The sequence below is a fragment of the Pantoea sp. BRR-3P genome (genome assembly GCF_039621635.1).
GTDB lineage: Bacteria > Pseudomonadota > Gammaproteobacteria > Enterobacterales > Enterobacteriaceae > Pantoea > Pantoea floridensis.
The window spans coordinates 4113740-4139492 of the sequence record NZ_CP155066.1 but is presented as its reverse complement, the minus strand read 5'-3'; the positions used below and the strand labels follow the sequence as shown (position 1 = coordinate 4139492).

General features: G+C 50.9%; 29 protein-coding genes. 21 read left to right on the top strand and 8 right to left on the bottom strand.

Annotated elements, in window-relative coordinates; translation table 11 throughout:
• Positions 1–4 precede the first annotated feature (4 nt).
• The 3 genes from coaBC to slmA all read left to right on the top strand — a co-directional run bounded on the left by coaBC (position 5) and on the right by slmA (position 2374).
• Positions 5–1225, top strand: coding sequence for a bifunctional phosphopantothenoylcysteine decarboxylase/phosphopantothenate--cysteine ligase CoaBC (gene coaBC / locus AAGR08_RS19110; protein WP_345827720.1), 1221 nt, complete (start codon positions 5–7; stop codon positions 1223–1225).
• Positions 1203–1661 carry a dUTP diphosphatase gene (gene dut / locus AAGR08_RS19105; protein WP_345827719.1) on the top strand — a complete coding sequence of 153 codons (459 nt, stop codon included), beginning with the start codon at positions 1203–1205 and terminating at the stop codon, positions 1659–1661. Before coaBC ends, dut begins: the two co-directional genes overlap by 23 nt.
• A 116-nt stretch (positions 1662–1777) precedes the next feature.
• Positions 1778–2374, top strand: coding sequence for a nucleoid occlusion factor SlmA (slmA, locus tag AAGR08_RS19100; protein WP_097095579.1), 597 nt, complete (start codon positions 1778–1780; stop codon positions 2372–2374).
• 87 nt (positions 2375–2461) lie between these two features.
• Here slmA and pyrE read toward each other — a convergent pair whose 3' ends face one another.
• Together pyrE and rph are read right to left on the bottom strand one after the other, a co-directional pair.
• Positions 2462–3103, bottom strand: a complete 642-nt coding sequence (gene pyrE / locus AAGR08_RS19095; RefSeq protein WP_097095578.1) for an orotate phosphoribosyltransferase — start codon at positions 3101–3103, stop codon at positions 2462–2464.
• Between the two features lie 49 nt (positions 3104–3152).
• Positions 3153–3869, bottom strand: a complete 717-nt coding sequence (gene rph / locus AAGR08_RS19090; protein ID WP_097095577.1) for a ribonuclease PH — start codon at positions 3867–3869, stop codon at positions 3153–3155.
• Positions 3870–4013: 144 nt separating this feature from the next.
• Between rph and AAGR08_RS19085 the strand changes: the two genes are divergently transcribed.
• Positions 4014–5198: a nucleoside transporter C-terminal domain-containing protein gene (locus AAGR08_RS19085; RefSeq protein WP_097097622.1), complete on the top strand. Its 1185-nt coding sequence runs from the start codon at positions 4014–4016 to the stop codon at positions 5196–5198.
• A 71-nt stretch (positions 5199–5269) separates the two neighbouring features.
• Here AAGR08_RS19085 and AAGR08_RS19080 read toward each other — a convergent pair whose 3' ends face one another.
• On the bottom strand, positions 5270–5713 hold the full coding sequence (locus AAGR08_RS19080) for a DUF3574 domain-containing protein (RefSeq protein WP_345827717.1): 444 nt from the start codon (positions 5711–5713) through the stop codon (positions 5270–5272).
• Between the two features lie 155 nt (positions 5714–5868).
• On the opposite strand from AAGR08_RS19080, the gene AAGR08_RS19075 reads away from it, so the two are divergent.
• The 3 genes from AAGR08_RS19075 (at position 5869) to AAGR08_RS19065 (ending at position 7564) form a co-directional block, all read left to right on the top strand.
• The gene (locus tag AAGR08_RS19075) at positions 5869–6732 is read left to right on the top strand and encodes a YicC/YloC family endoribonuclease (protein ID WP_097095575.1); all 864 of its coding nucleotides are present in this window, start codon (positions 5869–5871) and stop codon (positions 6730–6732) included.
• A 249-nt stretch (positions 6733–6981) separates the two neighbouring features.
• Positions 6982–7110 (top strand): hypothetical protein, encoded by a 129-nt coding sequence (locus tag AAGR08_RS19070; RefSeq protein ID WP_345827715.1) that lies wholly within the window; start codon positions 6982–6984, stop codon positions 7108–7110.
• Positions 7097–7564 (top strand): DUF943 family protein, encoded by a 468-nt coding sequence (locus tag AAGR08_RS19065; RefSeq protein WP_345827714.1) that lies wholly within the window; start codon positions 7097–7099, stop codon positions 7562–7564. The genes AAGR08_RS19070 and AAGR08_RS19065 overlap by 14 nt, the downstream gene beginning before the upstream one ends.
• Before the next feature lie 286 nt (positions 7565–7850).
• Here AAGR08_RS19065 and AAGR08_RS19060 read toward each other — a convergent pair whose 3' ends face one another.
• A complete protein-coding gene (locus tag AAGR08_RS19060) occupies positions 7851–8366 on the bottom strand; it encodes a hypothetical protein (RefSeq protein ID WP_345827713.1) in 516 nt (171 codons plus the stop codon).
• Positions 8363–9214, bottom strand: coding sequence for a winged helix-turn-helix domain-containing protein (locus AAGR08_RS19055; protein WP_345827711.1), 852 nt, complete (start codon positions 9212–9214; stop codon positions 8363–8365). The genes AAGR08_RS19060 and AAGR08_RS19055 overlap by 4 nt, the downstream gene beginning before the upstream one ends.
• 609 nt (positions 9215–9823) lie before the next feature.
• Between AAGR08_RS19055 and AAGR08_RS19050 the strand changes: the two genes are divergently transcribed.
• From AAGR08_RS19050 to AAGR08_RS19015, 8 genes are all read left to right on the top strand, one after another.
• Entirely contained in the window at positions 9824–10363 is a 540-nt protein-coding gene (locus tag AAGR08_RS19050) for a fimbrial protein (protein WP_345827709.1), read from the top strand.
• 170 nt (positions 10364–10533) lie between these two features.
• Positions 10534–12960: a fimbria/pilus outer membrane usher protein gene (locus AAGR08_RS19045; RefSeq protein WP_345827707.1), complete on the top strand. Its 2427-nt coding sequence runs from the start codon at positions 10534–10536 to the stop codon at positions 12958–12960.
• A gap of 50 nt (positions 12961–13010) precedes the next feature.
• Positions 13011–13760, top strand: a complete 750-nt coding sequence (locus AAGR08_RS19040) for a fimbria/pilus periplasmic chaperone (RefSeq protein ID WP_345827706.1) — start codon at positions 13011–13013, stop codon at positions 13758–13760.
• 4 nt (positions 13761–13764) lie between these two features.
• On the top strand, positions 13765–14247 hold the full coding sequence (locus AAGR08_RS19035; RefSeq protein WP_345827704.1) for a fimbrial protein: 483 nt from the start codon (positions 13765–13767) through the stop codon (positions 14245–14247).
• Positions 14248–14258: 11 nt separating this feature from the next.
• Positions 14259–14747: a fimbrial protein gene (locus AAGR08_RS19030; protein ID WP_345827702.1), complete on the top strand. Its 489-nt coding sequence runs from the start codon at positions 14259–14261 to the stop codon at positions 14745–14747.
• Positions 14748–14749: 2 nt separating this feature from the next.
• Positions 14750–15226: a fimbrial protein gene (locus tag AAGR08_RS19025; RefSeq protein ID WP_345827700.1), complete on the top strand. Its 477-nt coding sequence runs from the start codon at positions 14750–14752 to the stop codon at positions 15224–15226.
• Positions 15227–15228: 2 nt separating this feature from the next.
• Positions 15229–15753 carry a fimbrial protein gene (locus tag AAGR08_RS19020; RefSeq protein ID WP_345827699.1) on the top strand — a complete coding sequence of 175 codons (525 nt, stop codon included), beginning with the start codon at positions 15229–15231 and terminating at the stop codon, positions 15751–15753.
• A gap of 68 nt (positions 15754–15821) precedes the next feature.
• Positions 15822–16646 (top strand): hypothetical protein, encoded by an 825-nt coding sequence (locus AAGR08_RS19015; RefSeq protein ID WP_345827698.1) that lies wholly within the window; start codon positions 15822–15824, stop codon positions 16644–16646.
• A 188-nt stretch (positions 16647–16834) separates the two neighbouring features.
• Here the strand turns inward: AAGR08_RS19015 and AAGR08_RS19010 are convergent, their stop codons facing one another.
• Entirely contained in the window at positions 16835–17305 is a 471-nt protein-coding gene (locus tag AAGR08_RS19010) for a hypothetical protein (RefSeq protein ID WP_345827696.1), read from the bottom strand.
• 901 nt (positions 17306–18206) lie between these two features.
• Here AAGR08_RS19010 and lpxP point away from each other — a divergent pair.
• From lpxP to AAGR08_RS18985, 5 genes are all read left to right on the top strand, one after another.
• Positions 18207–19130 carry a kdo(2)-lipid IV(A) palmitoleoyltransferase gene (lpxP, locus tag AAGR08_RS19005; RefSeq protein WP_097095562.1) on the top strand — a complete coding sequence of 308 codons (924 nt, stop codon included), beginning with the start codon at positions 18207–18209 and terminating at the stop codon, positions 19128–19130.
• 76 nt (positions 19131–19206) lie between these two features.
• Positions 19207–20349: an alanine racemase gene (locus AAGR08_RS19000; protein ID WP_345827695.1), complete on the top strand. Its 1143-nt coding sequence runs from the start codon at positions 19207–19209 to the stop codon at positions 20347–20349.
• 106 nt (positions 20350–20455) lie between these two features.
• The gene (locus AAGR08_RS18995; RefSeq protein ID WP_097095560.1) at positions 20456–20851 is read left to right on the top strand and encodes a polyketide cyclase; all 396 of its coding nucleotides are present in this window, start codon (positions 20456–20458) and stop codon (positions 20849–20851) included.
• A gap of 435 nt (positions 20852–21286) precedes the next feature.
• On the top strand, positions 21287–21553 hold the full coding sequence (locus tag AAGR08_RS18990) for a hypothetical protein (RefSeq protein WP_345827693.1): 267 nt from the start codon (positions 21287–21289) through the stop codon (positions 21551–21553).
• A gap of 74 nt (positions 21554–21627) precedes the next feature.
• Positions 21628–22272, top strand: coding sequence for an oligosaccharide flippase family protein (locus AAGR08_RS18985; RefSeq protein WP_097097621.1), 645 nt, complete (start codon positions 21628–21630; stop codon positions 22270–22272).
• A gap of 80 nt (positions 22273–22352) precedes the next feature.
• Here AAGR08_RS18985 and AAGR08_RS18980 read toward each other — a convergent pair whose 3' ends face one another.
• On the bottom strand, positions 22353–23045 hold the full coding sequence (locus tag AAGR08_RS18980) for a LuxR C-terminal-related transcriptional regulator (RefSeq protein WP_097095558.1): 693 nt from the start codon (positions 23043–23045) through the stop codon (positions 22353–22355).
• 351 nt (positions 23046–23396) lie between these two features.
• Between AAGR08_RS18980 and AAGR08_RS18975 the strand changes: the two genes are divergently transcribed.
• Positions 23397–24014 carry a trimeric intracellular cation channel family protein gene (locus tag AAGR08_RS18975; RefSeq protein WP_345827691.1) on the top strand — a complete coding sequence of 206 codons (618 nt, stop codon included), beginning with the start codon at positions 23397–23399 and terminating at the stop codon, positions 24012–24014.
• Here the strand turns inward: AAGR08_RS18975 and ligB are convergent.
• Positions 23928–25697 (bottom strand): NAD-dependent DNA ligase LigB, encoded by a 1770-nt coding sequence (ligB, locus tag AAGR08_RS18970; RefSeq protein WP_345827690.1) that lies wholly within the window; start codon positions 25695–25697, stop codon positions 23928–23930. The genes AAGR08_RS18975 and ligB overlap by 87 nt on opposite strands.
• Positions 25698–25753 lie beyond the last annotated feature (56 nt).

Here is a 25753-nt window from a genome sequence, read left to right as displayed (position 1 = left end):
GAACATGATGGGATTAGCCGGAAAGAAAATTCTGCTGGGCGTCAGCGGCGGCATTGCGGCCTATAAAGCGCCGGAACTGGTGCGTCGGCTGCGCGATCGCGGCGCAGACGTCCGCGTAATGATGACCGAAGCGGCCAAAGCCTTTATTACGCCGCTTAGCTTACAAGCCGTTTCCGGGTATCCGGTATTTGATGACCTGCTCGACCCCGCAGCAGAAGCCGCGATGGGGCATATTGAACTGGCAAAATGGGCCGATTTGATTGTGCTGGCACCTGCAACAGCCGATTTAATTGCCCGCGTCACCGCCGGTATGGCGAACGATTTGGTCACCACCGCGTGCCTGGCAAGCGATGCGCCTCTCGCCATCGTTCCTGCTATGAATCAGCAGATGTACCGCGCGGCCATCACACAAGAGAACCTGCTGCGTCTGCAGCAACGCGGCGTGCTGATTTGGGGTCCCGACAGCGGCAGCCAGGCGTGCGGCGACATCGGTCCTGGCCGTATGCTCGACCCGCTGGCGATTGTTGCCCACGCGCTGGAATGGGCTGCGCCCGTCAACGATCTGCAACATCTCAACATTATGATCACCGCCGGCCCAACGCGTGAAGCGCTGGATCCGGTGCGATATATAAGCAACCACAGCTCCGGTAAGATGGGCTTTGCCATTGCCGCCGCCGCGGCAAAACGCGGCGCGAATGTGACGTTGGTTGCCGGTCCGGTTGCACTACCAACGCCAGCGGGCGTGCAGCGCGTGGATATCGATAGCGCGCTGGAGATGGAAGCCGCGGTGATGGCGCAAATCCAGCAACAACATATTTTCATTGCCAGCGCAGCCGTGGCAGACTACCGGGCGGCGACGATTGCCGCAGAGAAAATCAAAAAACAGGGTGGCGACGATAGCGTCACGCTGCAGTTGGTGAAGAACCCCGATATTGTCGCGGGCGTGGCGGCGCTGCAGGAACATCGCCCTTACGTTGTGGGATTTGCTGCCGAAACCCAGAATGTGGAAGAATACGCGCGGCAAAAACGGGTGCGAAAAAACCTGGATCTGATTTGTGCCAACGACGTGGCGCAGGCGGGTCAGGGATTCAATAGCGACACCAATGCTCTTCACCTTTTTTGGCAGGAGGGAGAAAAAGTCTTACCGCTCAGTGATAAGACGCTCCTTGGCCAACAATTAATAGACGAGATTGTCAGCCGTTATGATGAAAAAAATCGACGTTAAAATTCTTGATGCACGCGTAGGCAATGAATTCCCGCTGCCAACGTATGCAACCTCTGGCTCCGCAGGTCTCGATTTGCGCGCCTGTCTGGATGACGCACTGGACATTGCGCCGGGCATGACCACGCTGGTGCCCACAGGCCTGGCCATTCACATTGCCGATCCCAGCCTTGCAGCGGTGATTTTGCCGCGTTCTGGCCTTGGCCATAAACATGGCATCGTGCTGGGCAACCTGGTGGGTTTAATCGACTCCGATTATCAGGGCCAGCTCATGGTTTCCGTCTGGAACCGCGGCCAGGACAGCTTCACCCTGCAGCCAGGCGACCGTTTAGCACAGCTGGTATTCGTGCCGGTTGTGCAGGCGGAATTTAACCTGGTGGACGATTTTGACACCAGCGACCGCGGTGCGGGCGGCTTCGGTCACTCAGGCCGTCAGTAACACGCGACACTTTTCGCTTAGCCATCTTTTTATTTCTTGTCGCCACAGGCCGCTTTGTCTGTGGCAGATGAGGCAGTATTGCCTGTTTTTGGTGAATTTCAGGGGTGTTGAAGGTCATGGCAGAAAAAAAAGTCGCGAAACGGAATCGTCGCGAAGAGATTTTGCAGGCGCTGGCGCAAATGCTGGAGTCGAGCGATGGCAGTCAGCGCATCACCACCGCCAAGCTGGCAGCCAATGTAGGCGTTTCGGAAGCGGCATTGTACCGCCACTTTCCCAGCAAAACGCGCATGTTCGATAGCCTCATTGAGTTTATTGAAGACAGTCTGATTACCCGCATCAATCTGATCCTGAAAGACGAAAAAGAGACGCTGACGCGACTGCGTTTAATCGTGCAGCTGATTTTGGGATTTGGTGAGCGTAATCCGGGGCTGACGCGTATTTTGACCGGCCACGCGCTGATGTTCGAACAGGATCGCCTGCAGGGGCGGATTAATCAGCTGTTTGAGCGCATTGAAGTGCAGCTGCGTCAGGTGATGCGCGAAAAGAAAATGCGTGATGGAGAAGGTTTCCAGAACGACGAAACGCTACTGGCGAGCCAGCTGCTGGCGTTCTGTGAGGGACTGCTGTCGCGCTATGTGCGTTCCGAATTCCGCTTTCGTCCAACCGCTGATTTCGATAGCCGCTGGCCGTTGATGGCTGCGCAGCTGGTTTAAAACATCAGGTCGGCATCAATGCCGACCTGATGTCGTAGGGTTGCCATTCATGGCAACCTCATAACAAACCGCACCATTGTCTGGTGGTTAAATCCCATACTCTTTGCGATACGCGCGTACTTTCGCCAGATGGTCGGCCATCTCCGGCTTCTCTTCCAGATAATCAATCAGCTCGGCCAGCGTGATAATCGCGGTGACTTTGCACTTATAATCGCGCTCGACTTCCTGAATCGCTGAAATATCGCCGCGACCACGTTCCTGACGATCCAGCGAAATCAATACGCCCGCTAACGTGGCGTTGTGCGCGCTGATGATATCCATTGATTCACGGATCGCTGTGCCAGCGGTGATCACATCATCCACCAACATCACTTTGCCCTGCAGCGGGCTGCCCACCAGCAAACCACCTTCGCCGTGATCTTTGGCTTCTTTACGGTTGAAGCAGTAAGGCACGTCGCGCTCGTGATGATCGGCCAGCGCCACTGCGGTGGTGGTGGCAATCGGAATGCCTTTATACGCCGGGCCAAACAGCAGGTCGAAATCAACGCCGCCATCCACCAGCGCCTGCGCATAGAAACGTCCCAGCAGCGCTAAATCACGGCCGGTATTAAACAGGCCGGCGTTAAAGAAATAGGGACTTTTACGCCCCGATTTTAGGGTGAACTCTCCAAACTTCAGCACCCCTTTGTTCAGGGCGAATTCAATAAACTGACGCTGCCAGGCTTTCATTTCTCACTCCTCAAATAAAGAAAAGGCGACTCTATGGTCGCCTGTTACATCAATTGGTTAGCGCCGCTTTCTGCGCCTGAATCAACTGCTCAATGCCGCCTCGCGCCAGCGCCAGCAGCTGCAGTAATTCGTCGTGGCTGAACGGCTCGCCTTCAGCGGTGCCCTGCACTTCAATCATGCGGCCATCTTCGGTCATCACCACGTTCATGTCGGTTTCTGCGGCGGAATCTTCTACATACTCCAGATCGCACAGCGCTTCACCGCCGACGATGCCAACGGAAATCGCCGCTACCATGCCTTTCAGCGGGCTGGCTTTCAGTTTGCCTGCCGCAACCAATGCGTTTAACGCATCAGCCAGCGCCACGCAGGCACCGGTAATAGAGGCGGTGCGGGTGCCGCCATCGGCCTGAATCACATCGCAATCCAGAGTAATGGTGAACTCACCCAGCGCCTGCAAATCGACGGCGGCACGCAGTGAACGGGCGATCAGACGCTGAATCTCCAGCGTACGTCCGCCCTGTTTGCCCTTGGCGGCTTCACGCGCCATACGGCTGTGGGTGGAACGCGGCAGCATGCCATATTCCGCGGTAATCCACCCCTGACCTTTGCCTTTGAGGAAACGCGGCACGCTTTCTTCGACGGTTGCGGTGCACAGCACTTTGGTTTCGCCGAACTCAACGAGCACAGAGCCTTCTGCGTGTTTGGTGTAGTGACGAGTAAGGGTGACGGGACGTGTTTCTGCTGCACTACGGCCTGCTGGACGCATGGTTTCTCTCCGGCTTGCTTGGGTTTGGCTGCGCATTATACGGACTTCATCTCCGGCTGTCCTGCCCGCGATCGGCACAATCCTGGATGAAATTCCGCGGCGGCTGTGGCTAAATGCGCGTTTCCTCCCTTAAAAAGATAAATGATGATAGCGATACTGCATTTCCTGCTGGCGCTGGTGGTGATCTTTGCCCTTGCGCTGTTGGTCAGCCATGACCGTAAACGGATTCGTCCACGCTTTATTATTCAACTGTTGGTCGTTGAAGCCGCGCTGGGTTGGTTCTTCCTTCACTCAGCGGGCGGGCAATCGGTGGTTACCGCGGTGGGCGGCTTCTTCGAGACCTTATTAACCTTTGCGGCACAAGGCACTAACTTTGTGTTTGGCAATATGGCGAATCAGGGCCTGGCATTCATCTTCCTTGGCGTGCTCTGCCCCATCGTGTTTATTTCTGCGCTGATCGGTATTTTGCAGCACTGGCGTATTTTGCCGCTGCTGATTCGGCTGGTCGGCACCCTGCTGTCGAAAGTGAACGGAATGGGCAAGCTGGAATCCTTTAACGCCGTCAGCACGCTGATTCTTGGCCAGTCTGAAAACTTTATCGCGTATAAAGGCATTCTCGGCGATATCTCCGCACCGCGTATGTACACCATGGCGGCCACGGCGATGTCGACGGTTTCACTGTCGATTGTTGGCGCCTATATGTCGATGATTGACGCGAAATATGTGGTTGCGGCGCTGCTGCTCAACATGTTCAGCACCTTTATTATTCTTTCGATCATTAACCCGACGCGTCCGGAGAACGAAGAACATATCGCGCTGGATAAGCTGCACGAAGATCAGAGTTTCTTTGAGATGCTGGGCGAATACATTCTCGCCGGCTTTAAAGTGGCGATGATCATCCTGGCGATGCTGATTGGCTTTATCGCGCTGATTGCGGCCATCAACGCGCTGTTTGCCACGGTATTTGGCTACAGTTTCCAGCAGCTGCTCGGTTACGTTTTCTATCCGTTTGCCTGGCTGGTGGGAATTCCGTCCGCCGATGCGCTACAAGCGGCAAGTATTATGGCTACCAAGCTGGTGGCAAACGAGTTTGTGGCGATGATTGAGCTGAAGAAAGTGGCAGCGGAGATGACGCCGCGCGGTCTGGGGATTCTGTCGGTGTTCCTGGTGTCGTTTGCTAACTTCGCTTCGATTGGCATTGTTGCCGGTGCCATTAAAGGCCTGAACGAGAAACAGGGCAACGTGGTTTCACGATTTGGCTGGAAGCTGGTTTATGGCTCCACGCTGGTGAGTTTGCTCTCCGCCGCATTCGCTGGGCTGTTTATCTGATGTTTTTGGGTGCGCATCAATGCGCACCCTACCAAAGCCTCGCGATATAAACGTCGGGTCAAGCTCAACCGTTAAAACGCCACGCACACCAGTGAATCAACGCGCATCACGGATTCCTGCTCAAAGCGCTTTTTGTAGACCTCACGCAATCCATTAATACTGTCAGAACTGTTGCGATCTGCGTTGTGAATCAGCATCAGCGCTTTACTGTTTTCCCGCGCCAGCTTGCCGTTATCGCCCAGCCATTGCCCTTTGGCATCGTAGACTGATAATCCATCTTTGAAGCGCGGCGTGACGTCGTTATCTACGAACTGCTGCCATTCAAGGTTACTCACGGTGCCACCTTTCGGTTTATTCATGCCAAACCACAGCGTGGTTTGCATCATCACGTCACCAGAACCGCACACCGCCACCGGCGCCGTATTCGGCGGGATCTGCTGATGCGAGGTAACAGGCGTCTGACATCCAGCCAGCAGTAACGTCAATAAAGCAGGGAGAGCCACGGAGCGGAACATCACGAATCCTCAAAAGTGAACGAGGGCTAAGCATAAAGGCGCGTTGCGAAAAGCGGTAATATTTTGTTATTCAAGCTTAAGTGCGCTTATGCCTGTTAGCCTCGAGCCGGCCTCGCTATACTTCACCCAACATTTCTGAAAATGAGAAGACGACTATGATCCGCAGTATGACCGCTTACGCCCGCCGCGAAGCCAAAGGCCACTGGGGCAGCGCCGCGTGGGAACTTCGTTCTGTTAACCAGCGCTATCTGGAAACCTACATCCGTCTGCCGGAACAATTTCGTGGTCTGGAGCCGGTAATCCGCGAGCGCATCCGCAACCGTTTGACGCGCGGTAAAATTGAGTGCTACCTGCGCTACGACGCCGATGCCAGCGCGCAAGGCGAATTACAGCTGAATGAATCGCTGGCCAAACAGCTGGTGCAGGCCGCCAACTGGGTAAAAATGCAAAGCGATGAGGGCGCGATCAACCCGCTGGATATTCTGCGCTGGCCTGGCGTAATGTCCGCGCAGGAGCAAGATCTGGATGCTATTAACGCCGAACTGCTGGTAGCGCTGGATGGCGCATTAGATGATTTTATCGAAGCGCGCGAAAGTGAAGGCACCGCGCTGAAAGCGATGATAGAACAGCGTCTGGAAGGCGTATCGCAAGAAGTCAGCAAAGTGCGCGCGCAGATGCCGGAAGTGATCAAATGGCAGCGCGAGCGCCTGGTGACCAAACTGGCAGAAGCCGAAGTACAGCTGGAAAATAATCGCCTGGAGCAAGAGCTGGTAATGATGGCGCAGCGTATCGATGTGGCGGAAGAGCTGGATCGTCTGGATGCGCACGTTAAAGAGACCTACAACATCCTGAAGAAGAAAGAAGCCGTTGGCCGCCGCCTCGATTTCATGATGCAGGAATTTAACCGTGAATCGAACACGCTGGCGTCGAAGTCTATCAACGCCGAGATCACCGCATCAGCGATTGAGTTGAAAGTGCTGATCGAACAGATGCGCGAGCAGATTCAGAATATTGAGTAGCATTGCTGTGGCATGAATTAGCAGAAAGCTAAAAAGCTCGCTCAGCGCGGGCTTTTTTTATTTGCATGCTATCCAGGACGTTAAGAGCAAATCGGCATCCTGAAAATGTTTCACTGTGACTCCTTACTCAAAAATTGACCAAACGAGGGCGAACAGAAAGTAAGCATCTTATATACTTCTGCTCGTCTCTACGCATGAATTGCACTGGAGACCATATAGGACGATTGAATACACAAGGAGTGTAAAGCGATGGCCGCACTGCAATTTCCCTGCACAATACTTACCACGCAAAAACAAATGGACGATTACGGCGCCAGCGATATGTCCGGCCCTTACCGGTATATTGAAATTACTGGAGCCCGTAATGAAAGCCAGTAAAAAAAGGCTTCTATGGGTACTGATACTGCTTCCAGCTATTCTGACATCTTATGTCTTCTGGCTATCTCAGCGCTCGGTAGAAATTGTTGGCGTCCATCAGAATGGTAACCACAGCTATGTTTTAGTAAAGAACTTCCCCTTTAGTGATCGAGGGAAGATAAGCTGGTGGTTAGAAAATAAAGATATGCTTAAAGTTAAGTATAAGATACCTGAGCCGGCAAAATATGGATCGTTCACCGTTATTTTCTGGCTATTTGGTGAGGGCTATAAAGAAGAAGGGAAATATGACAGGCTCTGTTTTAATGATATGCTCCCGCCGAAAAACTGCATAGAGAAGGAAGCCATTTTTGCGGTAGAGAAAAGCACAAATTTGGGAACAGTTTTCACCGTCTATAATGGTGGCGACTATCGATTAAACAATAACGGAACGGTCGTTGAAATTCACCGTAAATAAAAGCGATTTTTCGGTATTGATTGAATACAACGCAGCCAACGCGCTGTGTTGCTTTATCCAAGCCCAACGGCCTAATGTCGCTCAAATAAGCATATATTCCGTAGCGGCGCGATTTATCGCGCAATAAATTATGTTTATATGCAGGTGCGCATGAATGCGCACCCTACGAAAAACCAGCTAAATAGATGTAGGGGAGCCATTCATGGCGACCGATTAACCTTAACTGACAAGCATTGCGCAATAAATTGCACCGCTACAGTTCCTGCGTGCTATATCTGACAGGTTCTCACTTATCCAACGTAGAGCACATGGCGCGCGGGAACTGGCTGCTCCCTGCGGCATAACCTCCGCGATTGATTTTAACGATCATGCCAAACGAGGTGTGACCCACTTTGAAGCCGGGATAGACATATTTTTCCGCATCGGCATCGCTGATTTCATCTCCCTGAATACGGCTCGAAGTGAGAGTGGTGGATTTGAGCATGCCCGGTAACAGTTGATATGAGAACTCCATGGCGCGATGAATGGATTGCTTCTTCAACACCTTACCTTGTCCATCCAGGTGAAAAAGGTGCCCAACATACGTTCCCACGCCATTTCCGCTCTGATAATACGTTAGCTGCATGCTGCCTTCAGAAGCCACCGCTGCTTCGCCCGTTGCACTGATGTATTTAAAGCCAAAGCGTGATTCGCAATGATACGGATAGCTGATTACCGAAAGGGTATAAACCCGTTCAACGATCCACGGCGCAAGCGCGATAAAAAGGGTAATCCCCAGCAGCCAGACTCGCTTATGCATCATGTTCCTTCCTGGATAGAGGTGTAAGCTTCGCAACCCTTCGCGTGCTGCTGTATCTCCTCGCGACAGAGAAAATAGCTAAAAACATCAGGGTTGTAGGAGCCGTTGATATAGATGAAATGCACCTCGCCCTCGAGTATGCGATGAAACCACTCATCACTCTCTAGCTGCTTAAGGGCATTCGCAAGATAGTCATTTTGCGTATCGATACTCTGGTTATAGAAGACCTGCAGCTGGTTAAAACGCGTCACCAGCGGCAGATAATGCACGGTGTGATATTGGGTGAAAATCTGCTGTACGGTGCTTTTATTGACGACCCAGAACAGGGAAAAACTGGCAAGCACGACAATGGTTGATAGCAAAGCAAGGCGCATGCGCCCCATCAGACGCGATGTTGGCTGGCGGGAAGGCGCCGCACGATAGCGTTCCTGGCGTGATGATTTTGCCATGTCATGAGTTTCGTCCTCCTCGACCATGGCGCTGGTTTCTGACAAATCTGTCGACGTCGTGACTCCCGCGCATTCAATGCTGAACATGCGCGAGATCTTATAGCCCAGCCGCGGAACGGTCATGATCAACTCGCCGTTCAGCTCCAGCTCTTTCAGCACTTTGCGCAGTTGGGTCACCGCCTGATTTAAGCTGTTCTCACTGACAATGTGTCCCATTGCGCCCCATCCGGCATAAATTAACTGCTCGCGACTCACGGGCTCACCCGCTGATTCAATTAATGCCACCAGGCAACGTGCCGCTGCTGCGCTGATGGGGATGTTAGGCTGCGCGCTGCCTAAGCCCGCTAACGACGGCATATCCGTATTAAAGGCAACCTTGCTTTCAATGATGTAAACAGACATCTCGATTTCCCGTGAAAATACCGCCACTCATAAATAAATGCCGCTATGAAAGCGATGCATAGCGATTCATAACGCTCAGCTAACCTATTGAAAACGATCCTTTTTCAACAAAAGTCAGCTCTCTTTTTTACCCTTCATCCCCGATACGCTTAAACAGGCTCTGCGTTTTTTATTAATCATTATTAATTAGCGATGAAACGGATGAAAACTTATGCAAAATAATGACTGATTTAGATGAATGATAATATTGAAAGCCAAAAAGCGGCTTATTCGAGACTGTTCTTAAATTTTTGTCATTAAGAAATTGAAGGTCGCCACCTTTCTTAGCAAATAATAAACAAACCATTAACCCGTTTTATATGAAATCCTTTATAGCACAATGAGTTAACTTCTTTTCACCGCTTCACAGGCGCATTTTTGACAGCCTGATACCGCTTATTGATAATCGGCCCAACTTCAGCAGGCCGTTATACGTTGCTTAGCGAAGGGTTAAAAAACATCAATGCAATATTGGCTTAAGTCAGTTATCAGGAGCACGCCTTTAACTATTCCATACAGCTTTGCATTGAACATATCCGCGTTAATTCGCGTACATATAGGAAATCGAAAATGAAGTTGAATAAGATCATGGTTGCAATGGGTTTTGGTTTAGTGATGGCAGCTGGTGCTGCAAATGCTGCCGATGGTAAAGTGACCATTAAAGGTACCGTCACCACTGCCCCGTGCTCAATTGATTCTGGCTCTCTGGACCAGGCTGTTGAAATGGGCTCCATCTCGGAAAAGGCTCTGCTTGATGGTAAGCAAAGCGGCAACAAAAACTTCACTATCAAACTGGAAAACTGCCAGCTTGATGGTAAAAAAAGCGTCAAGGTCACCTTCAAAGGTGTCGCAGCGGGTGCTGACGATAAAAACTTCGGCGTTACTGGTACAGCAGCAGGTATCAGCCTCGGCTTAATCACTTCCGATAACACCGTTGTTTCTCCAAATGCTCCAGTAACACTTCCTGTTTCAGATAACGCGAATGAACTGACATTCACCACCTTTGTACAGGGTGATAAAACAGATAACACAGATCCTGAGAACCCAGTCATTCCAATCACTGCCGGTAGCTTCTCAGCCACGCTTGATTTCACCATGGATTACATCTAATTCAGCTTTGTGAATGAAAAAGGTGTGTGCATTGGCACATACCTTTTTATTAAACAGGCCAGATAATAATGCTAACGAAATGCCCAGTTAAAAAGACGAAGCTCACTAAAATAGTGCTTGCTCCGTTGGCGCTGGCTATTTCTTTAGCTTTATTTACCCCGCAACCATTATTGGCAAAAGAGGTTGAGTTCAACCTCGACAATCTTGATGTCAGCGACCGTGAAAATATTGACATGTCGCAGTTTGCGCGCGCCGGATTTATTATGCCCGGTCAATATGAAATGGTGGTGCGGGTAAATAAAACCGAAATTCCGGCTCTGCTTATAACCTTCCTCGCCCCGGAAGACGATCCCAAAGGCAGCGTGGCTTGCCTGTCGCCCGAACTGGTACAACAGTTAGGCTTAAAGCCGGCGTCACTGGCAAAAATTAACTACTGGCATGCGGGACAGTGTGCCAACCTCTCATCCTTGCCTGGCCTCACCGCGCAAGGTGACTTAGCCACTTCCATACTCTCTGTAAACCTGCCGCAAGCCTACCTTGAGTATCAGGCACAGGATTGGGATCCACCTGCACGCTGGGATGATGGCATTCCAGGGATGCTGTTCGATTACAACGTGAATATGGATTACAACACGCAGCAGCAGGGCGGCGACAGTAGCAGCGTCAGCGGCAATGGCATTGCGGGAGCAAACTTAGGCCCGTGGCGCATGCGTGCGAACTGGCAAGCTCAGTACAGCCGTGATGAACGCGGCAGTACGCACCAACTCACCTGGAGCCAATATTACGCCTATCGGGCCATTAAAGCCTGGCGCGCCCGGTTACTGGTAGGCCAGAACTATTTAACCACCGACATGTTTGACAGCGTGCGTTTTGTCGGCGTCAGTATCATCTCAGATGATAACCAACTGCCACCCAATCTACGCGGCTATGCGCCGGAAGTTGGCGGCGTGGCAAAAACCAATGCCAAAGTCACGATTAGCCAGTTAGGTCGAATACTGTATGAAAGCCAGGTGGCGCCGGGTCCTTTTCTGATTCAGGATCTGAACCAGGCGACCAACGGGACGCTGGACGTGCGCGTTGAAGAGCAGGATGGCTCGGTGCAGGAGTTTCAGATTGATACCGCCACCATTCCCTATTTAAGTCGTCCTGGCCAGGTTCGCTACAAAGTCTCGGCTGGTCAACCCGCCTATCAGGAGTTTAAGCCGCAGGGCACGCTGATGCATACCGGGGAGTTCTCCTGGGGGATTACCAATGGTTGGTCACTGCTGGGCGGCCTCATGACCGCCGGTAAATACAACGCCTATTCACTCGGCATTGGTCGCGATTTACTGGCATTCGGTGCTATCTCGTTCAACGCCACGCAGTCACACGCTGTGCTACCCCGCACAGGTAAGCAAGTTGGCAAATCTTACAACGTTAACTACTCCAAACGCTTCGAAGAGTACGACACGCAGGTGACCTTCGCTGGCTATCGCTTTTCTGAACGTAGCTACATGACCATAAGCCGCTACCTGGATGAGATCCGCTATGGCGATCGCCTCTATGCGCGCGGCAGCGACAAACAGACCTATTCCGTAACACTCAATAAGCAGTTCCGCTCGCTAGGTGTAACTGCCTATCTTAACTACTACTACCAAACCTACTGGAATCGCCCTGCAACCAGCCGCTGGAATATGTCGGTGGCACGCTATTTTGATGTGGGCAGCATTAAAAATATCAGCGCCACCCTCTCGGCTTATCGCACCGAGCTAAGAGGAAAAAAAGACGACACGCTGTATCTCAGCCTTAATCTTCCGCTTGGCGGTGCCGCCTCTATCAACTACAGCGCGCAGAATGGTAGCAATAACACCACGCAAAGCGTGAGTTGGTATCAGCGCCTTGACGAGCGCAACACTTATCAGCTCAGTACCAATGCAAGCACTGGCGAAGCGCCAGGATTCAGCGGCTACTACAGTCGCACCGGTGATATCACCCAAGTCAACACCAGCGCCAGCTATAAAGCCGGAGCCTATCGCTCTGCGGGCCTGTCCGTGCAGGGCGGCGCCACTGTCACCACGCAGGGCGCGGCGCTGCACCGTACCAACGTCGCAGGCGGTACGCGATTAATGGTGGATACCGAAGGCGTCAGCGGCGTGCCGGTGCAGGGCGGAGGTTCCGCCTCCACGCACACTAATCTGTTTGGCAAAGCGGTGATTACCGACGTCAGCAGCTATTACCGCAATCAGGCCGGCATTGATCTCAATAACCTGGCCGATAACGTGGAAGCGGAACGTCCGGTGGCCCAATTTACGCTCACCGAAGGCGCCATTGGTTACCGCAAATTTGGCGTGATCACCGGGCAAAAACTGATGGCGGTGATTCGTCGCGCAGACGGCAGTTTCCCACCGTTTGGCGCCAGCGTCCTCAATAACGGGCGCGAAACCGGCATCGTCAGCGACAGCGGCAACGTATGGCTGAGCGGCGTCAATCCTGGCGTGAAGATGGCCGTGCGCTGGAGCGGTGCAACGCAATGCACCATCACGCTGCCAGAGGTACTGCCTGAAGATCCGACCGGTGAAAACAACTTACTGCTGCCGTGTATCGACAGCAATGATTAACACCCGATGACGCGACTGCGCCATTAACTCTTCTGAATGAGATAGAAACTATGCTTGTTAACCGCCGTTTTATTGCCTGGGCCTCGCTGCTGATCGGCACGCTTATCACCCATCAGGCGCTGGCCGCCATCGCCATGGATCGCACCCGCGTTATTTATAACGGCAGTGAACGCTCGATCAGCCTCAGCATCAGCAACGAAAATAAAAGTCTGCCTTATCTGGCGCAGAGCTGGCTGGAAGATGCGCAGGGCAAAAAAGTGAACTCGCCGCTGCTGGTGCTGCCGCCGGTACAGCGCGTGGAACCGGGCCAGAAAGGCGCCATCAAAATTCAGGCGCTGCCGGTGACAAAAACGCTGTTGCCGCAGGATCGTGAAAGCCTGTTCTACTTCAACCTGCGTGAGATTCCACCGCGCAGCGAAAAACAGAACGTGCTGCAGATTGCGCTGCAAACCCGCATCAAGCTGTTTTATCGTCCGGCATCCATCATCGTCACCAGCGAATCGGCCACGCCGTGGCAAACCCAGCTGACGCTGAGCCAGCAAGGCGATGGCTACACGGTGACGAATCCCACACCTTATTACGTCACGCTGGTCGGCGCCGCCCGCAGTAAAGACGCCGTGAAGAGTGATAACGATTTTAAGCCGCTGATGCTGGAACCGAAAGGCAGCGCCACGCTGGGCGTTAGCGCAGCCGCGTTAGGTGCGCATCCGGTGCTGGTCTACATCAACGACTACGGCGGTCGCCCAGCGCTGATCTTCAACTGCGCCGCTGGAAAATGCAGCGTGGGTAAAAGTGAGTAGCGTGGTGAAAAAGTGGATGGTGGCGCTAGCGATTGCCCTGTTCGGTTCTAGCGCGGCGATTGGCGGAGAATTGCCTACCTTCCCCTTTACCGTCTCGGGAACGATTATCGCCGCACCCTGCAAAATCAATAAAGACCAGCTTGTTACGGTAGAGTTTGGCGATGTGGCCATCCAGGCAATTGATGGTGTGCGCTATGAGCAAGATGTCCCTACCTCCATTTCCTGTGAATCCACCTTCACTGGCGATCTCTCTTTGAGCATTAAAGCAGAGTCGGCGGGGTTTGGTAGCAATGCCGCCGCCACCGACAATAGCGATTTGGCTATTCAGTTCACCCGTAATGGTGAAGTGGTACAGCTCAACCAGTTAAATGATATCAATTGGCGCAATCCGCTTAATCTCAAAGCGGTGCCCGTTATTAATCCCAGCGCTACGCCTGTGGCTGGAGAATTTAAGGCCAGTGTCACCTTGCTGCTCGGCATTCAATAAGGAAAATCACGATGCAGTTACGTCATACCTCTTTCATCCTCGCCCTGAGCCTATTGACTTCAAGCCCGGCGTGGCCCTCTTCCGAGGTAAAACTGCACGGAACCCTGATTAATCTCACCTGCAAAATCAACAACGATGAAAAGATAGATATCGACTTCGGCAATGAAGTGGTCGCAGAATTGTTGGACGGTACGAAATATAAAGAACCGATGATGCTGCCGGTAAAATGCAACCAGGATTATAACGGTGACTTAAGTTTCACCATTATCGGTGAGGATGCCGGATTTGAAAACACAGCGGTTAAAACCAATATTTCTGGTTTAGGTATTCGCTTTGTTGATGGTAGGGATTCCACAAAGTTTCTAGAGCTGAATAAGCCTTATACCTACAATAAACCCGGAAATATTTCCTTAGAGGTGGTGCCGGTAAAAGCAAAAGACGCCAAGTTTGAAGGCGGGGATTTCCAGGCTTCGGTCACGCTAACCATGGAGCCGCAATAACCATGAATCTGCGTATTGTGCTGCTAGGATTGACACTTATCGCGCCTTTTTGCGGCGTGCAGGCACAATCCATGAATATGCGTGGCACACTGCTGAGCATCAGTTGCACGGTGAATAATGATAAGCCGCTTGATATTAGCTTTGGCGATGCAATAGGCGTTAATTCTGTTGATGGTGGGAATTACCGCCAGGAATTACCGCTGGAGTTCACGTGTTCACAACCACCGGGCGATATCCTGCATTTAATGTTTGTTGGTAGCCAAACCGATTTCGATCCTGCAGCCATTACGACTGATGTTGAAAACCTCGGCATCCGCCTATTACTGAATGGCATAACTCCCATCATTATTAAGAAAACGGTGCCGATAAATTATGATTTAGTCCCCAGATTTGTAGCCGTGTTGGTAAAACGGCCTAATAGCCAGCTTACCGGTGGCGATTTCCATGGGCAGGTAACATTGCAAATTGTCATGGAGTAATAATGAAAGCCTCAATCACGATTCTTTTATGTTTGATGTTATTAACGCCAGCAAGATTTGCGGCCGCCGCTGCCGATATAAATTTTAGTGGCAAACTGGTAGAGACGCCATGCGTGCTGGATCCTAAAGATGGGCAGATTGATATTGATGTTGGCTCAGTGATCGATAAATATCTCTACAGCCACCAACGTTCACCGGGCACACCTTTTGCCATACATTTATTGAACTGTGATCTTTCCCTGGGTAAAGAAGTCACCATTAAGTTTTGGGGCACCTCCGATGAATTGCAACCCGATTTTCTTAAGCTGTTTAAAGGCGGTGCGCAAGGCGTGGCCGTCGGCATAGAGACATCGGAGAATGTCTTCATTCCGCTTTTTGAAAATATAGATTTTATCGGCTTACAGCCCGGCGAAAATATCATTAATCTTAAGGTGTTTGTTTCTGCCGAAAAAAACGCAATAGCACAAAAAAAGATCATGCCTGGCGCGATTGAAACGGTAGCGGATTTTTTTATCGAATATCAGTAAAGAAACCATCGACTGTAGAAACAGTATCTTTTCTATCTTAATTCAAATCTACTCACGTGTATAACATTATGAAATCACTTTTCCGAATTTTTATTGCATTGAATTTATGGATTTTATCTGGATCGCTACTGGCGGACGTTGGTACTCATATAGTGGAAACGAAAATATCCAGCAATGGCCAGAACTATGAATATACGGGGTTTATTGATTACTGGGATGAGGATGATAAGAGACCTAACCTCTGTTTTAAGAAAAATTTCTGTATGCTGGATGTTGCTATTAAGGAGATCGAGTCTAACCTGCATTATACACCCCGAGGAATATCTCTTAATGACATTAGTGATCTTGAAACAATTGGAGAAATAGGTAAGTTATTTAAAAAAAAATACCCGCTACCCTACAAAATATCAGGTGGTTCTAATACGCAATATACTCCCGGAAACCATTGCATCGCCATTTCTTTTTATCTTAACGGAAACGTAAATCATATAGGTGAAATAACGAATTTCTGTAAACCTGCTCCGCCAGCAAATTTAACCTGCTCAATCACTGGTAATAATAATATCGAAATTACCCCGGCTACTTCTGATGAAGCAAAATCCGGCTTCAAGGGCGGATACATCAAAATAGCTATTAAATGCAATCTTGATGCCACCTTATACGCATATGCTTATGGAGAAGCAGGAAACAGAACCGTTACATTAAAGCCTGATGGTTCCCTGTATGCATTTTTATATTTTACATCGGGTGAACAGGGATATGAGGGTAAAAAAATAAACGTTAAAGCAAATAAGGAAACTCTATCTTCACTCAATGCATATCTACAAGCAGATAGCGATGTAGAACCCGGACCTTTTCATGGATCTGGCGTTCTCATTTTAACTACCCCATGATGAAAAGCTGATTAAAAACTATTACTTGTAATTCTGAAAATCATTGCAGGAATATAACCATAAAAGTATTTCTGCATTTCCCTTACTTATTCTCGCATATCAATCACATGCCAGAATCATATCCTTGTAAAATCAACACACCAACTTAGCACAGTCACATCAAGTCTTACAAAACACGTGGTCGTAACTTATTCATAGGCCAGCGTTAACTGGCTCATAGCAGAACCTGAATACTCAGGCTTATTCATCCCTTTCAACGTAGCGGTAAAATCCAGCGTATTGTTTTTACTCAACACCAGCTGCGGTTCCGGCGTATTACGCATTTTAATCACTTTACCGTTGCTGTGTTGCAGCATTACCGCAGCATCTTCAGAGAGCGCCAGTAAACTCTCTTCGGTCTCAGGGCCGGTAAAGGTCGCCGTGATGTTTTCCAGGGTTTCATGCGCGCACTGGTTTACCTTAAGGGAAAACTTGATGGCCTTCGCATTGGAAAGCTCAATCGCCTGGTCGCTGTTCTGGTGAACGATTTTGCAGGGTTCGTCGCCCTCAACAATCTGGCCACGAATAGTGACGCGTCCGCTATCAATCGCTGCCATTAATGAAGAAGAAAAAGTAAATAATGCCATCATTGCCACCGATTTAATCACATTAATTTTCATTTTAAATTCCTTGCCAAATAATCAATCAATTTCCAGGCACGCTAATTTAATGGTTTTCAACCATGCGTGATGATATGCGCTAACAATAGCGGACATCATGAATAAGTAATGCCAGGACACGTCTTAAAGAGGGAGCGCATTCTGCTGTTTTTAACGCGGCAATTTTATGTTCTAGCGCAATAAAACTCACTATTAACCCGCAACGCAAGAAATGTCTTAAATATTGGTAGGTTAGATCAATATATCCATTATTCCCGCCCAAAAATTCTCATCGCTTACTTTTCATTTTAATATTAATACGGTGGCAATAAGTTCGTATGGGAAAATAAAAACACGTAATGCATGCCTATATTAATATAGCTGCCCATGCTATTTTCTCGCACCGCTCAATTTCATCAGCAACCGATCGTGAAATAAATCAGCGCCAGGAAAAACCAGAGCGGTTATTGATCGCTATACGAATACGGCTTACTGCACTACACTGTAAATTGTGATGAAGATCACAAACCATACCCTTCCCAGGCTTGCTAAGGCCTTCCGTTGGAACGTCGCATCAGCGCTTTAGACGATATTGTGGTTTTTTCAATGTAAAGAATGTGAAAGCGTGTATGTGCATCCATGTCATTTTCTGACTGAAAATGCGGCGAGAAACGGATAGAAAATCATCAACGCATCAGCCTAATTCATTGTTTAGCAAACAGATTAGCGTACCTATAAACGTTGCACGCTAAACTTAAGCCCTCATTCAATGAAACCTCTCAATCCTAAAGATTGCAGAGTTTACATAACTTTGAAGGCACTATTTGCTAAAGTACTGGTCGTATTCAATACAGTTGTACCGCATCAGGATTCCAGGGAAATGCTTCTTGCGCGATACATTCACTTTTTCACTGAAGGCGCCATGAAGAAAACTGGTAAGTTCCGCTCAAAACTGCTCCATCCCCGCTACTGGTTGACCTGGTTTGGGCTGGGTGTGTTATGGCTGCTGGTGCAGCTTCCTTATCCTGCTTTGATACGGCTTGGCGCTTCTGCCGGCAAGCTGTCACGACACTTCCTTAAGCGCCGTGAGCGCATTACCCGCCGCAACATCGAACTCTGCTTCCCGAACATTAATGAGGAAGATAAAGAGTTGATGATTGCCGGTAACTTTGCATCGCTGGGCATGGCGCTGGCTGAAACCGGCATCGCCTGGTTCTGGTCCGATGCGCGCGTGCGTCGCCTGTTCCAGGTGAACGGCATCGCCAACCTGCAGAATGCGCAGAGCCACCAGCGCGGTGTGATGGTGATCGGCGTGCATTTTATGTCACTCGAGCTGGGCGGCCGTATTACCGGACTGTGCCAGCCGATGATGGCGATGTATCGCCCGCACAACAATCAGGCGATGGAGTGGGCGCAAACCAAAGGTCGTATGCGTTCTAATAAGGCGATGATTGATCGTCGCGATTTGCGCGGCATGGTGCATGCGCTGAAACAGGGCGAAGCGGTATGGTTCGCACCGGATCAAGATTACGGCCCGAAGGGCAGCGTGTTTGCGCCGCTGTTTGCCGTGAAGCAAGCCGCCACCACCAACGGCACTTTTGTGCTGTCGCGTCTGGCTAAGCCAGCCATGCTGACCATCGTGCTGATTCGTAATGCGGATAAAAGCGGTTATCAGCTGATCATTCAGCCGGAGCTGGAGAATTATCCGTATGAAGATGAAGCAGCAGCTGCGGCTTATATGAACAGAGTGATTGAGAAAGAAATCCTGCGCGCTCCCGATCAATATCTGTGGCTGCATCGCCGCTTTAAAACCCGTCCACCGGGCGAAGCCTCACTGTATATCTAATCTGCTCTCGGCTGGTATTCTGCCCCTCATTAATGAATGATAGTCCGCACGGAATAATCACCTGCGGACTATCTTGATGGAACAGAATATTACAGCTGGCTGGTTGCGGCCTTTAATTGCCGACCGACTCACACCTTATCTCGAAATTGATGCACCGCGCCTGCAGCGTAATCTGCAGCTGATGCAGCAAAAAGCCGATGCCGCGGGCGTCGCGCTACGTCCCCATATTAAAACCCATAAAAGCGTCTGGATTGCCGGGCAACAGCGTGCGCTTGGCGCGCGCGGCATTACCGTGTCGAAGCCGAGTGAAGGCGTAGCCTTTATTTTGGGAGGTGAACGCGATCTGCTGCTGGCTTATCCCATTGTGCACGCCGACACGCTGGCGGAACTGCTGGCGGTGGCGGCAGAGCATCAGGCGCGCATTACCTGCATCGTGGATGGCGAGATGGGCGTTACGGCGATCGCGGCGGCACATCAGCGCCAACCCGATTGCTCACTGGCGGTGGCGATCAAGGTGGATGTGGGATTGCATCGCATCGGCGTTGATCCCCACAGCGATATGGCCATCACGCTGGCTCAGCGCCTTAAAAGCGCAGGCCTGCCCTTTGCCGGGTTGGTATCCCATGCCGGTCACGCCTATGGTGCGGGCAATCCTACGGCCATTGCAGAAGTCGCATTGCAGGAAATCGCCCTGATGCGCGATGTGCAGCAACGCGTGGTCGAAGCCGGGTTTACGTCCTGCCCGATTTCAGTGGGTTCCACCCCAACGGCGCTGGCGGCACCCGTGGCGCCAGGCAGCGATGAAATTCGCCCCGGTAATTACGCGCTATTGGATCTCACCGCCTGGCGGCTGGGTCTGTGCTCGCCGGATGCGCTGGCGCTGAGCGTGATAACGCGCGTGGTGGCGGTGAATCCACACTTTGCCATCATCGATGCCGGTTCCAAGATGCTCAGCTCCGACAAAGGACCACACGGCACCAATGCCAGCGGATTTGGCATCGCGGTGGATGAGCAAGGTAATCACTATGAAGTGCTGAAGCTGTCGGAAGAGCATGGCTTCCTGCAATACGGCGATCAGGCTCCGCCTGTTGGTGCGTTGCTGCGTATTTTCCCTAATCACAGCTGCGCCGTGGTTGCACAGTCCGATCGCTTTGTCCTGCGTGCAGCAGACGGAACAGCGCAAGAGCGGGATATTCAGGGGCGCGGCAAGTTTATTTGATTACAGCATTTTCACGGAAACCGCTGTTGGCCCACACTTCCACTACCGGGCAATTTTCTGCCCGGTATCAGCGTGCTTTAATGGCTGTCTCACATCAGGAGGTTCCATGCTGCCATCACAGACAGTCACACTGACCGTTCCACGCAACTGGTTAGATTTGTATGAAACCATCTGGAAACCCGAGTGCTTTGCCAAATGGGCAAGCGGGCTCAGTAGCAGCACGCTGACGCAGGAAGGAAACAGCTGGAAGGCCAAAGGTCCCGAAGGCACGGTGAAGATTCGTTTTACGCCGCATAACCCGTTTGGCGTGATGGATCACTGGATTGATACCGGCAGCGGCAAAGAGATTTATATGCCGATGCGGGTGATTGCTAATGAGCAAGGCGCCGAGGTTGTGATGGTGGTTTACCGCCAGCCGCTGATGTCCGACGAGAAGTTTGCGCAGGATGTTGCCTGGGTAAAACGCGATCTTGAACAACTGCTGCATCTGTTAACTCATTAGAATCAATGCATTATGCAAACTCCCTCTCTGTAACTTGCGCTGGAATTAATTGATAAAAAGCGGTTTCTTTTTTGCACAGTAGCGTTTAACTGTTTTGGCGAAATCTTCACTCATCAATGTGTTAATCAACAATGCTGCTTAAGCTTCCTCACCGGGAAAATTCCTGGTGGGGCTTCGCGATAAAATGCTGAGTGCCTCTGATTTATCGAAGTTTTTTGTCCATTCAGTTGATGTGGCTTCATTCATCGATGCTGAAAGGCGTAAAAGACTAATAAATGGCACATCACTCGCCTTATATATTCTGATGCATATTATGAAACCATTTATTTCTGCAGTCTATTTATAGGAGTTTTCTGATGGTGTTAATTTAATTAAAACACGGTATAACTCTTCCACACACAGCAATACCCATAATAACAACAGCAGGGAAATAACATGGATCGCTCAACCTATCCTTTGTTATCAGAAAAAGAATTTGTTGAGATTGCCAGGAGGATGCTGGCCGGGGAATATATAAACTCAAAGGGATTTTATAATGATCTTATGGATTTCCTCCGCACCGGAGGTGATACCATTAAGACAAAAAAAACATTATGCGCCAGGGGCATCTTTTTAAAATCAGAACATCACTTAATTGAGTGCATCTATACATGGCTGAATCTGAAAGGTATTTCAGGATTGCGCCAGGAATCGCTGCATTAAAGTGATCTGTGCCCGAGCCTGTGGCTCGGGTAACCCCTTCATTGCACTGGTACATGTACCATAAAGAGCAGGGTATGGCGATAAGAGAAAGAAATTTGACCAACGCTAAGTGGTCAGTTTTGTCATCGATTAAAATTGTCGGCATTGGTGTTTTGCAGCTTTCACTTTTGGCACAAATACTTCAGGCAAATGAGTTGAATTTGCTCGCCATCGCGATTGTGATGCTATTGGTTATTGATACGTTGGCGGATCGCGGTTTTGGCAATGCCATTATCAGAAATAAAAGCCTGAATAATAGCGATCTCTCGATTTTATATTGGGGGAATGTATTATGCGGAATGGCCATTTTTGCCGCACTGTTTATTGGTAGCGATATTTCCAGTCGTATTATGAATCAACCCGAAATGGCGATTATGCTTGAGATGATTTCGGTGATATTCATTATTATTCCGCAAGGACAGCATTATCGCGCCATATTGCAACGGGAAAATCAATTTTCACGCATTGCCTTCACGGAAACCGCTTCTGTGTTAGCAGGGCTGGGTATCACACTGTTTACCGTATGGCTAACACCTTCGGTATTGTGCGCAATCTGGGGCTACCTCGCCATGGTATCCATCAGAATGCTGATCTACTGCTATTACGGTCGTTCCTGGTTCCAGCCAGAATACCGTTTTAGCCTGAAAAGTTTCGCCAATGTGCGAGCAAGAAACGGATAATAAAAACAAGTCTGTATGGTGGGCTCTGGGCATCTGAGAAGATGCGTTCGCGTGCTGGTTACCAGCACGCTTTTTTCTTTTTACGCTTCCAGCAATACGTCCTCTAACTGAACGATGGCTTCGCCTGCGTTATCGCTGTGCTGCAAGTGTAACCAACTCGTCAGCATGCGTAATTCATCAATCACCATAAAGAGATCGACCATATCGTTCTTACTTTTGATTTGCAGTCGTGACAGCGCAATGAGCTTATGTGCATTGACCGTTTTATGGCTGAGCCCTAAGCACGTGCCAATGTGCTCTGTACTGTAACCCCAGGCAATCATCAGCAGCACGCGCAGTTGTCGATCCGGCAGCAGAACGTCAACACCTTCCACTAAATGAACCGGGCTCTGCCTGTTCATGCACGCCTTCAGGCTGCGGATAAGCTTTTGCCGCGATGATTTTAAATCCAGCACGCTGAGCGTAGGCAGATAACGACTGAGTCCATGCATCAGCGGTAAGAGACGCTGGGTTAGCACCAGTATTTGCATGTCGGGGAACTGCTGCTGCAGGCCATAAAATAACTTTAACGTACCGGCCAGCGGCATGTTTTCATGAAAGATGCACACCAGCAGCCGCGGCCTGAGCGTCTCGCACTGGGCGATTATCGTGCTGAGCGACCACACTTGATGAATTTTGCTGGCAACCGGTAACGAGGTCAAAAGACTCTCCAGCCCTAATGCTGCCAGTTTGTCAGAAGAGAAAAGGAGAATGTCTTCGTTACGCTTTTTCATGCCTGTCCAATAGTTGCTTAATGCTGATAAGTTAAGCCGCATCGTGCGTGCTTCTGCCCGGTGCACATTAATGCGCACCCTACAACGGGCCGGAGAGAGAAAAGCCTGGTTAGCAGGCAATAATCAGGTACGACACAAACAGAATGGAACTTAAGAAAGCGAGTTTTAGCCCTCTTCGCATCATTTTTACTCATGCCTGATTCGCACAAAATCCCGATTTATCACGCCAGCTAGGCCTGTTAGCATGCATGCCATCAAAATGGCTAATCCGACGACACTTTCTTTAGAAAATCTCAGTGGTTTACACTCTGGGAAATCTTTAGCCTTGCCGCCAATCTGTTGGAGTGCTCTATGTTATTAACCGTTCTCTATATTATTGGTATTACTGCCGAAGCCATGACCGGCGCACTGGCGGCGGGACGTCGTAAAATGGATCTGTTTGGCGTGATCATCATTGCCTCGGTCACCGCCATAGGTGGCGGATCGGTGCGCGATATCCTGCTGGGCCACTATCCACTGGGCTGGGTGAAGCATCCGGAATACATCATGATTGTGGCTGCCGCCGCCGTAGTGACGACCTTTGTTGCCCCGCTAATGACGCATCTGCGCAAAGTCTTTCTGGTACTCGATGCGCTAGGTTTGGTGGTGTTTTCGATTATTGGTGCCCAGGTGGCGCTCGATTCAGGCCATGCATCGATCATTGCCGCCATCGCCGCGGTCATCACTGGCGTCTTTGGCGGCGTGCTACGCGATATGTTTTGTAATCGCATTCCACTGGTGTTCCAGAAAGAGCTGTATGCCGGCATCGCGTTCGCCTCTGGCTGGATCTACATTCTGCTATTGAAAACACCGCTGCCCCACGAGGCGGTAGTGATCATCACGCTACTGTTCGGCTTCTTTGCCCGTTTGCTGGCGCTGCGTTTCCGCCTCGGTTTGCCGATTTTCAACTATCCCCACCCTGAACACTGAGTTCGCAGCAGGAATATCCTGCTGCTGCAAAAAGTGAATCAACTGCTGCAGGTCTGCATCCTGCAGCATCGACACGATGCGCTGTGCCAAAATCGTGCCGACGCCTGGCAACTGCTGCCAGCTCTCTGCCGTTCGCGACAATAGCTGCGACCATTGGGAATCCGGCAATGCCTGTAGCGCCGTGCGCGGCAGCGGTATTCCCAACGCATTCACCCAGCGCCGCAGCGGCTGTTGGCGCGTGAGGTTAAAGCGATGCCAGATAAGCTGGGCACGAGCGGTCGTAATGCCGTTGGCCTGCGCGATTTGATCGGGCGTTAACATCAGCCAGGAGAAGAGATGCGTAATTGCACCGTTATCCAGCAAGCGCTGCCAGGTACTGCGCTGCACGCCCGCAATATCCAGCACCGATTTCTGGCTCAGCCAACTGAGCCGTGAAAGAAACTGTGCCCGGCAGGTTGCGCTAATTTGCAGGCAGCTTAAATGATCGAATTCGCCTTTCTGCGGCGATGCCGGATAGTCGCGCTGCGCCACTCGCCAGATCACGCGCTCCAGCCGGGGAATGCCTAAACCTGCCAGCGTAAGGGTTACCTGATCGCCCGCAATAACGTCCAGCTCCCGCCAGCGTCGCAGTGAGCCAAGATTGACCCGGCGTACGGTTTTATCTTCTAACTGCACCGGAATCAGGTTAAGCACAACGGCCACTTTGCCGGTACGCCCGACATTAAAATCTACTGACAGCACCTCGCTGCTGACTTCCGCCGGCTGGTATTTCCACGCCGCTGACCAGCTGCCCTGCCCGGGTTGCCAATCGCGACCTGCGCTGACAGGGGATTGATGGATCACGACGCCATCGGTGACAAACGGCAGCGATTCACGGAACCAGCGATCGCGCCATACTGCTACTTCCTCTTCATTACTCACCTGACGACTCCAGCTCTGCGCCAGACCAAATCCCCACTGCGCCAGCTGTGTTAGCCGCTCAGGCATCAACGTCGGGCCGTCTGGCCACGCCCAGATAAAAATGCCCAGCTGTGCCAACAGCGGGCTGTTGTCATGTCGCATCATGGCGCCAGCAACCTGAGCACGGGCATTTTTCCCTCCGTCGCGCGCCTGTTGATGATCGGTCATTTGCAGAAACAGCTCACCTTGCAGCACCACTTCTTCGAGTAAGGTCGCGATGCTCTTGGGAATGGCAGGAATGTGCTCGGCTTTGGCGCGCCACTCTTCTCCACGTAAGCCATCGCCGCGGCTGATTAATGACACCAACTTACCTTGCCGATACACCAGCGTGACGGCAACGCCATCAACTTTAGGCTGCAACCACAGTGCAGATTTGTCCTGCATCCAGTACGCCACCGCGAGCTTGTCGCGCAGTTTGCGCACACCAGTGTGCGCCACAGGATGATGCGTGCTGCCATCGGTGCTGAGCTGCGCATCGTAAGCGGGCTGAGCGGGGATGAAGCAGCGCTGCCACTGCTGTAATCGCTGTTGCAGGCTGTCGTAATCCGCATCAGTTATCTGATTGATGCCTTGCCGATAGTAGGCATCATCCCATTGGCGTAGCTGGGTTTGCAGCTGCGTTATCTCCTGGCTGGCACGCACCGGCGACCAGTTCGGACACAGCGCTTCGGCCCAGCAACCGATACTGAATAAGCAACCTAGTAGACTCAGACATCCTTTCATCTTCGCTCTCCTTTTTCGTTATTGGAGAGCGCTGGACGATCTTTTACCAGCGGCAA

Bases quoted from the DNA above. Each gene is read 5' to 3' on its own strand.
- rph (WP_097095577.1), bottom strand. From the start codon at position 3,869: ATGCGTCCAGCAGGCCGTAGTGCAGCAGAAACACGTCCCGTCACCCTT.
- AAGR08_RS19020 (WP_345827699.1), top strand. From the start codon at position 15,229: ATGAAAGCCTCAATCACGATTCTTTTATGTTTGATGTTATTAACGCCA.
- coaBC (WP_345827720.1), top strand. From the start codon at position 5: ATGATGGGATTAGCCGGAAAGAAAATTCTGCTGGGCGTCAGCGGCGGC.
- AAGR08_RS18995 (WP_097095560.1), top strand. From the start codon at position 20,456: ATGCTGCCATCACAGACAGTCACACTGACCGTTCCACGCAACTGGTTA.
- AAGR08_RS19055 (WP_345827711.1), bottom strand. From the start codon at position 9,214: ATGTCTGTTTACATCATTGAAAGCAAGGTTGCCTTTAATACGGATATG.
- AAGR08_RS19075 (WP_097095575.1), top strand. From the start codon at position 5,869: ATGATCCGCAGTATGACCGCTTACGCCCGCCGCGAAGCCAAAGGCCAC.
- AAGR08_RS19015 (WP_345827698.1), top strand. From the start codon at position 15,822: ATGAAATCACTTTTCCGAATTTTTATTGCATTGAATTTATGGATTTTA.
- slmA (WP_097095579.1), top strand. From the start codon at position 1,778: ATGGCAGAAAAAAAAGTCGCGAAACGGAATCGTCGCGAAGAGATTTTG.
- AAGR08_RS19040 (WP_345827706.1), top strand. From the start codon at position 13,011: ATGCTTGTTAACCGCCGTTTTATTGCCTGGGCCTCGCTGCTGATCGGC.
- dut (WP_345827719.1), top strand. From the start codon at position 1,203: ATGATGAAAAAAATCGACGTTAAAATTCTTGATGCACGCGTAGGCAAT.
- AAGR08_RS19080 (WP_345827717.1), bottom strand. From the start codon at position 5,713: ATGTTCCGCTCCGTGGCTCTCCCTGCTTTATTGACGTTACTGCTGGCT.
- AAGR08_RS19065 (WP_345827714.1), top strand. From the start codon at position 7,097: ATGAAAGCCAGTAAAAAAAGGCTTCTATGGGTACTGATACTGCTTCCA.
- AAGR08_RS18985 (WP_097097621.1), top strand. From the start codon at position 21,628: ATGGCGATAAGAGAAAGAAATTTGACCAACGCTAAGTGGTCAGTTTTG.
- lpxP (WP_097095562.1), top strand. From the start codon at position 18,207: ATGAAGAAAACTGGTAAGTTCCGCTCAAAACTGCTCCATCCCCGCTAC.
- AAGR08_RS19050 (WP_345827709.1), top strand. From the start codon at position 9,824: ATGAAGTTGAATAAGATCATGGTTGCAATGGGTTTTGGTTTAGTGATG.
- ligB (WP_345827690.1), bottom strand. From the start codon at position 25,697: ATGAAAGGATGTCTGAGTCTACTAGGTTGCTTATTCAGTATCGGTTGC.
- AAGR08_RS19060 (WP_345827713.1), bottom strand. From the start codon at position 8,366: ATGATGCATAAGCGAGTCTGGCTGCTGGGGATTACCCTTTTTATCGCG.
- AAGR08_RS19030 (WP_345827702.1), top strand. From the start codon at position 14,259: ATGCAGTTACGTCATACCTCTTTCATCCTCGCCCTGAGCCTATTGACT.
- AAGR08_RS19025 (WP_345827700.1), top strand. From the start codon at position 14,750: ATGAATCTGCGTATTGTGCTGCTAGGATTGACACTTATCGCGCCTTTT.
- AAGR08_RS18980 (WP_097095558.1), bottom strand. From the start codon at position 23,045: ATGAAAAAGCGTAACGAAGACATTCTCCTTTTCTCTTCTGACAAACTG.
- pyrE (WP_097095578.1), bottom strand. From the start codon at position 3,103: ATGAAAGCCTGGCAGCGTCAGTTTATTGAATTCGCCCTGAACAAAGGG.
- AAGR08_RS19000 (WP_345827695.1), top strand. From the start codon at position 19,207: ATGGAACAGAATATTACAGCTGGCTGGTTGCGGCCTTTAATTGCCGAC.
- AAGR08_RS18975 (WP_345827691.1), top strand. From the start codon at position 23,397: ATGTTATTAACCGTTCTCTATATTATTGGTATTACTGCCGAAGCCATG.
- AAGR08_RS19085 (WP_097097622.1), top strand. From the start codon at position 4,014: ATGATAGCGATACTGCATTTCCTGCTGGCGCTGGTGGTGATCTTTGCC.
- AAGR08_RS18990 (WP_345827693.1), top strand. From the start codon at position 21,287: ATGGATCGCTCAACCTATCCTTTGTTATCAGAAAAAGAATTTGTTGAG.
- AAGR08_RS19010 (WP_345827696.1), bottom strand. From the start codon at position 17,305: ATGAAAATTAATGTGATTAAATCGGTGGCAATGATGGCATTATTTACT.
- AAGR08_RS19070 (WP_345827715.1), top strand. From the start codon at position 6,982: ATGGCCGCACTGCAATTTCCCTGCACAATACTTACCACGCAAAAACAA.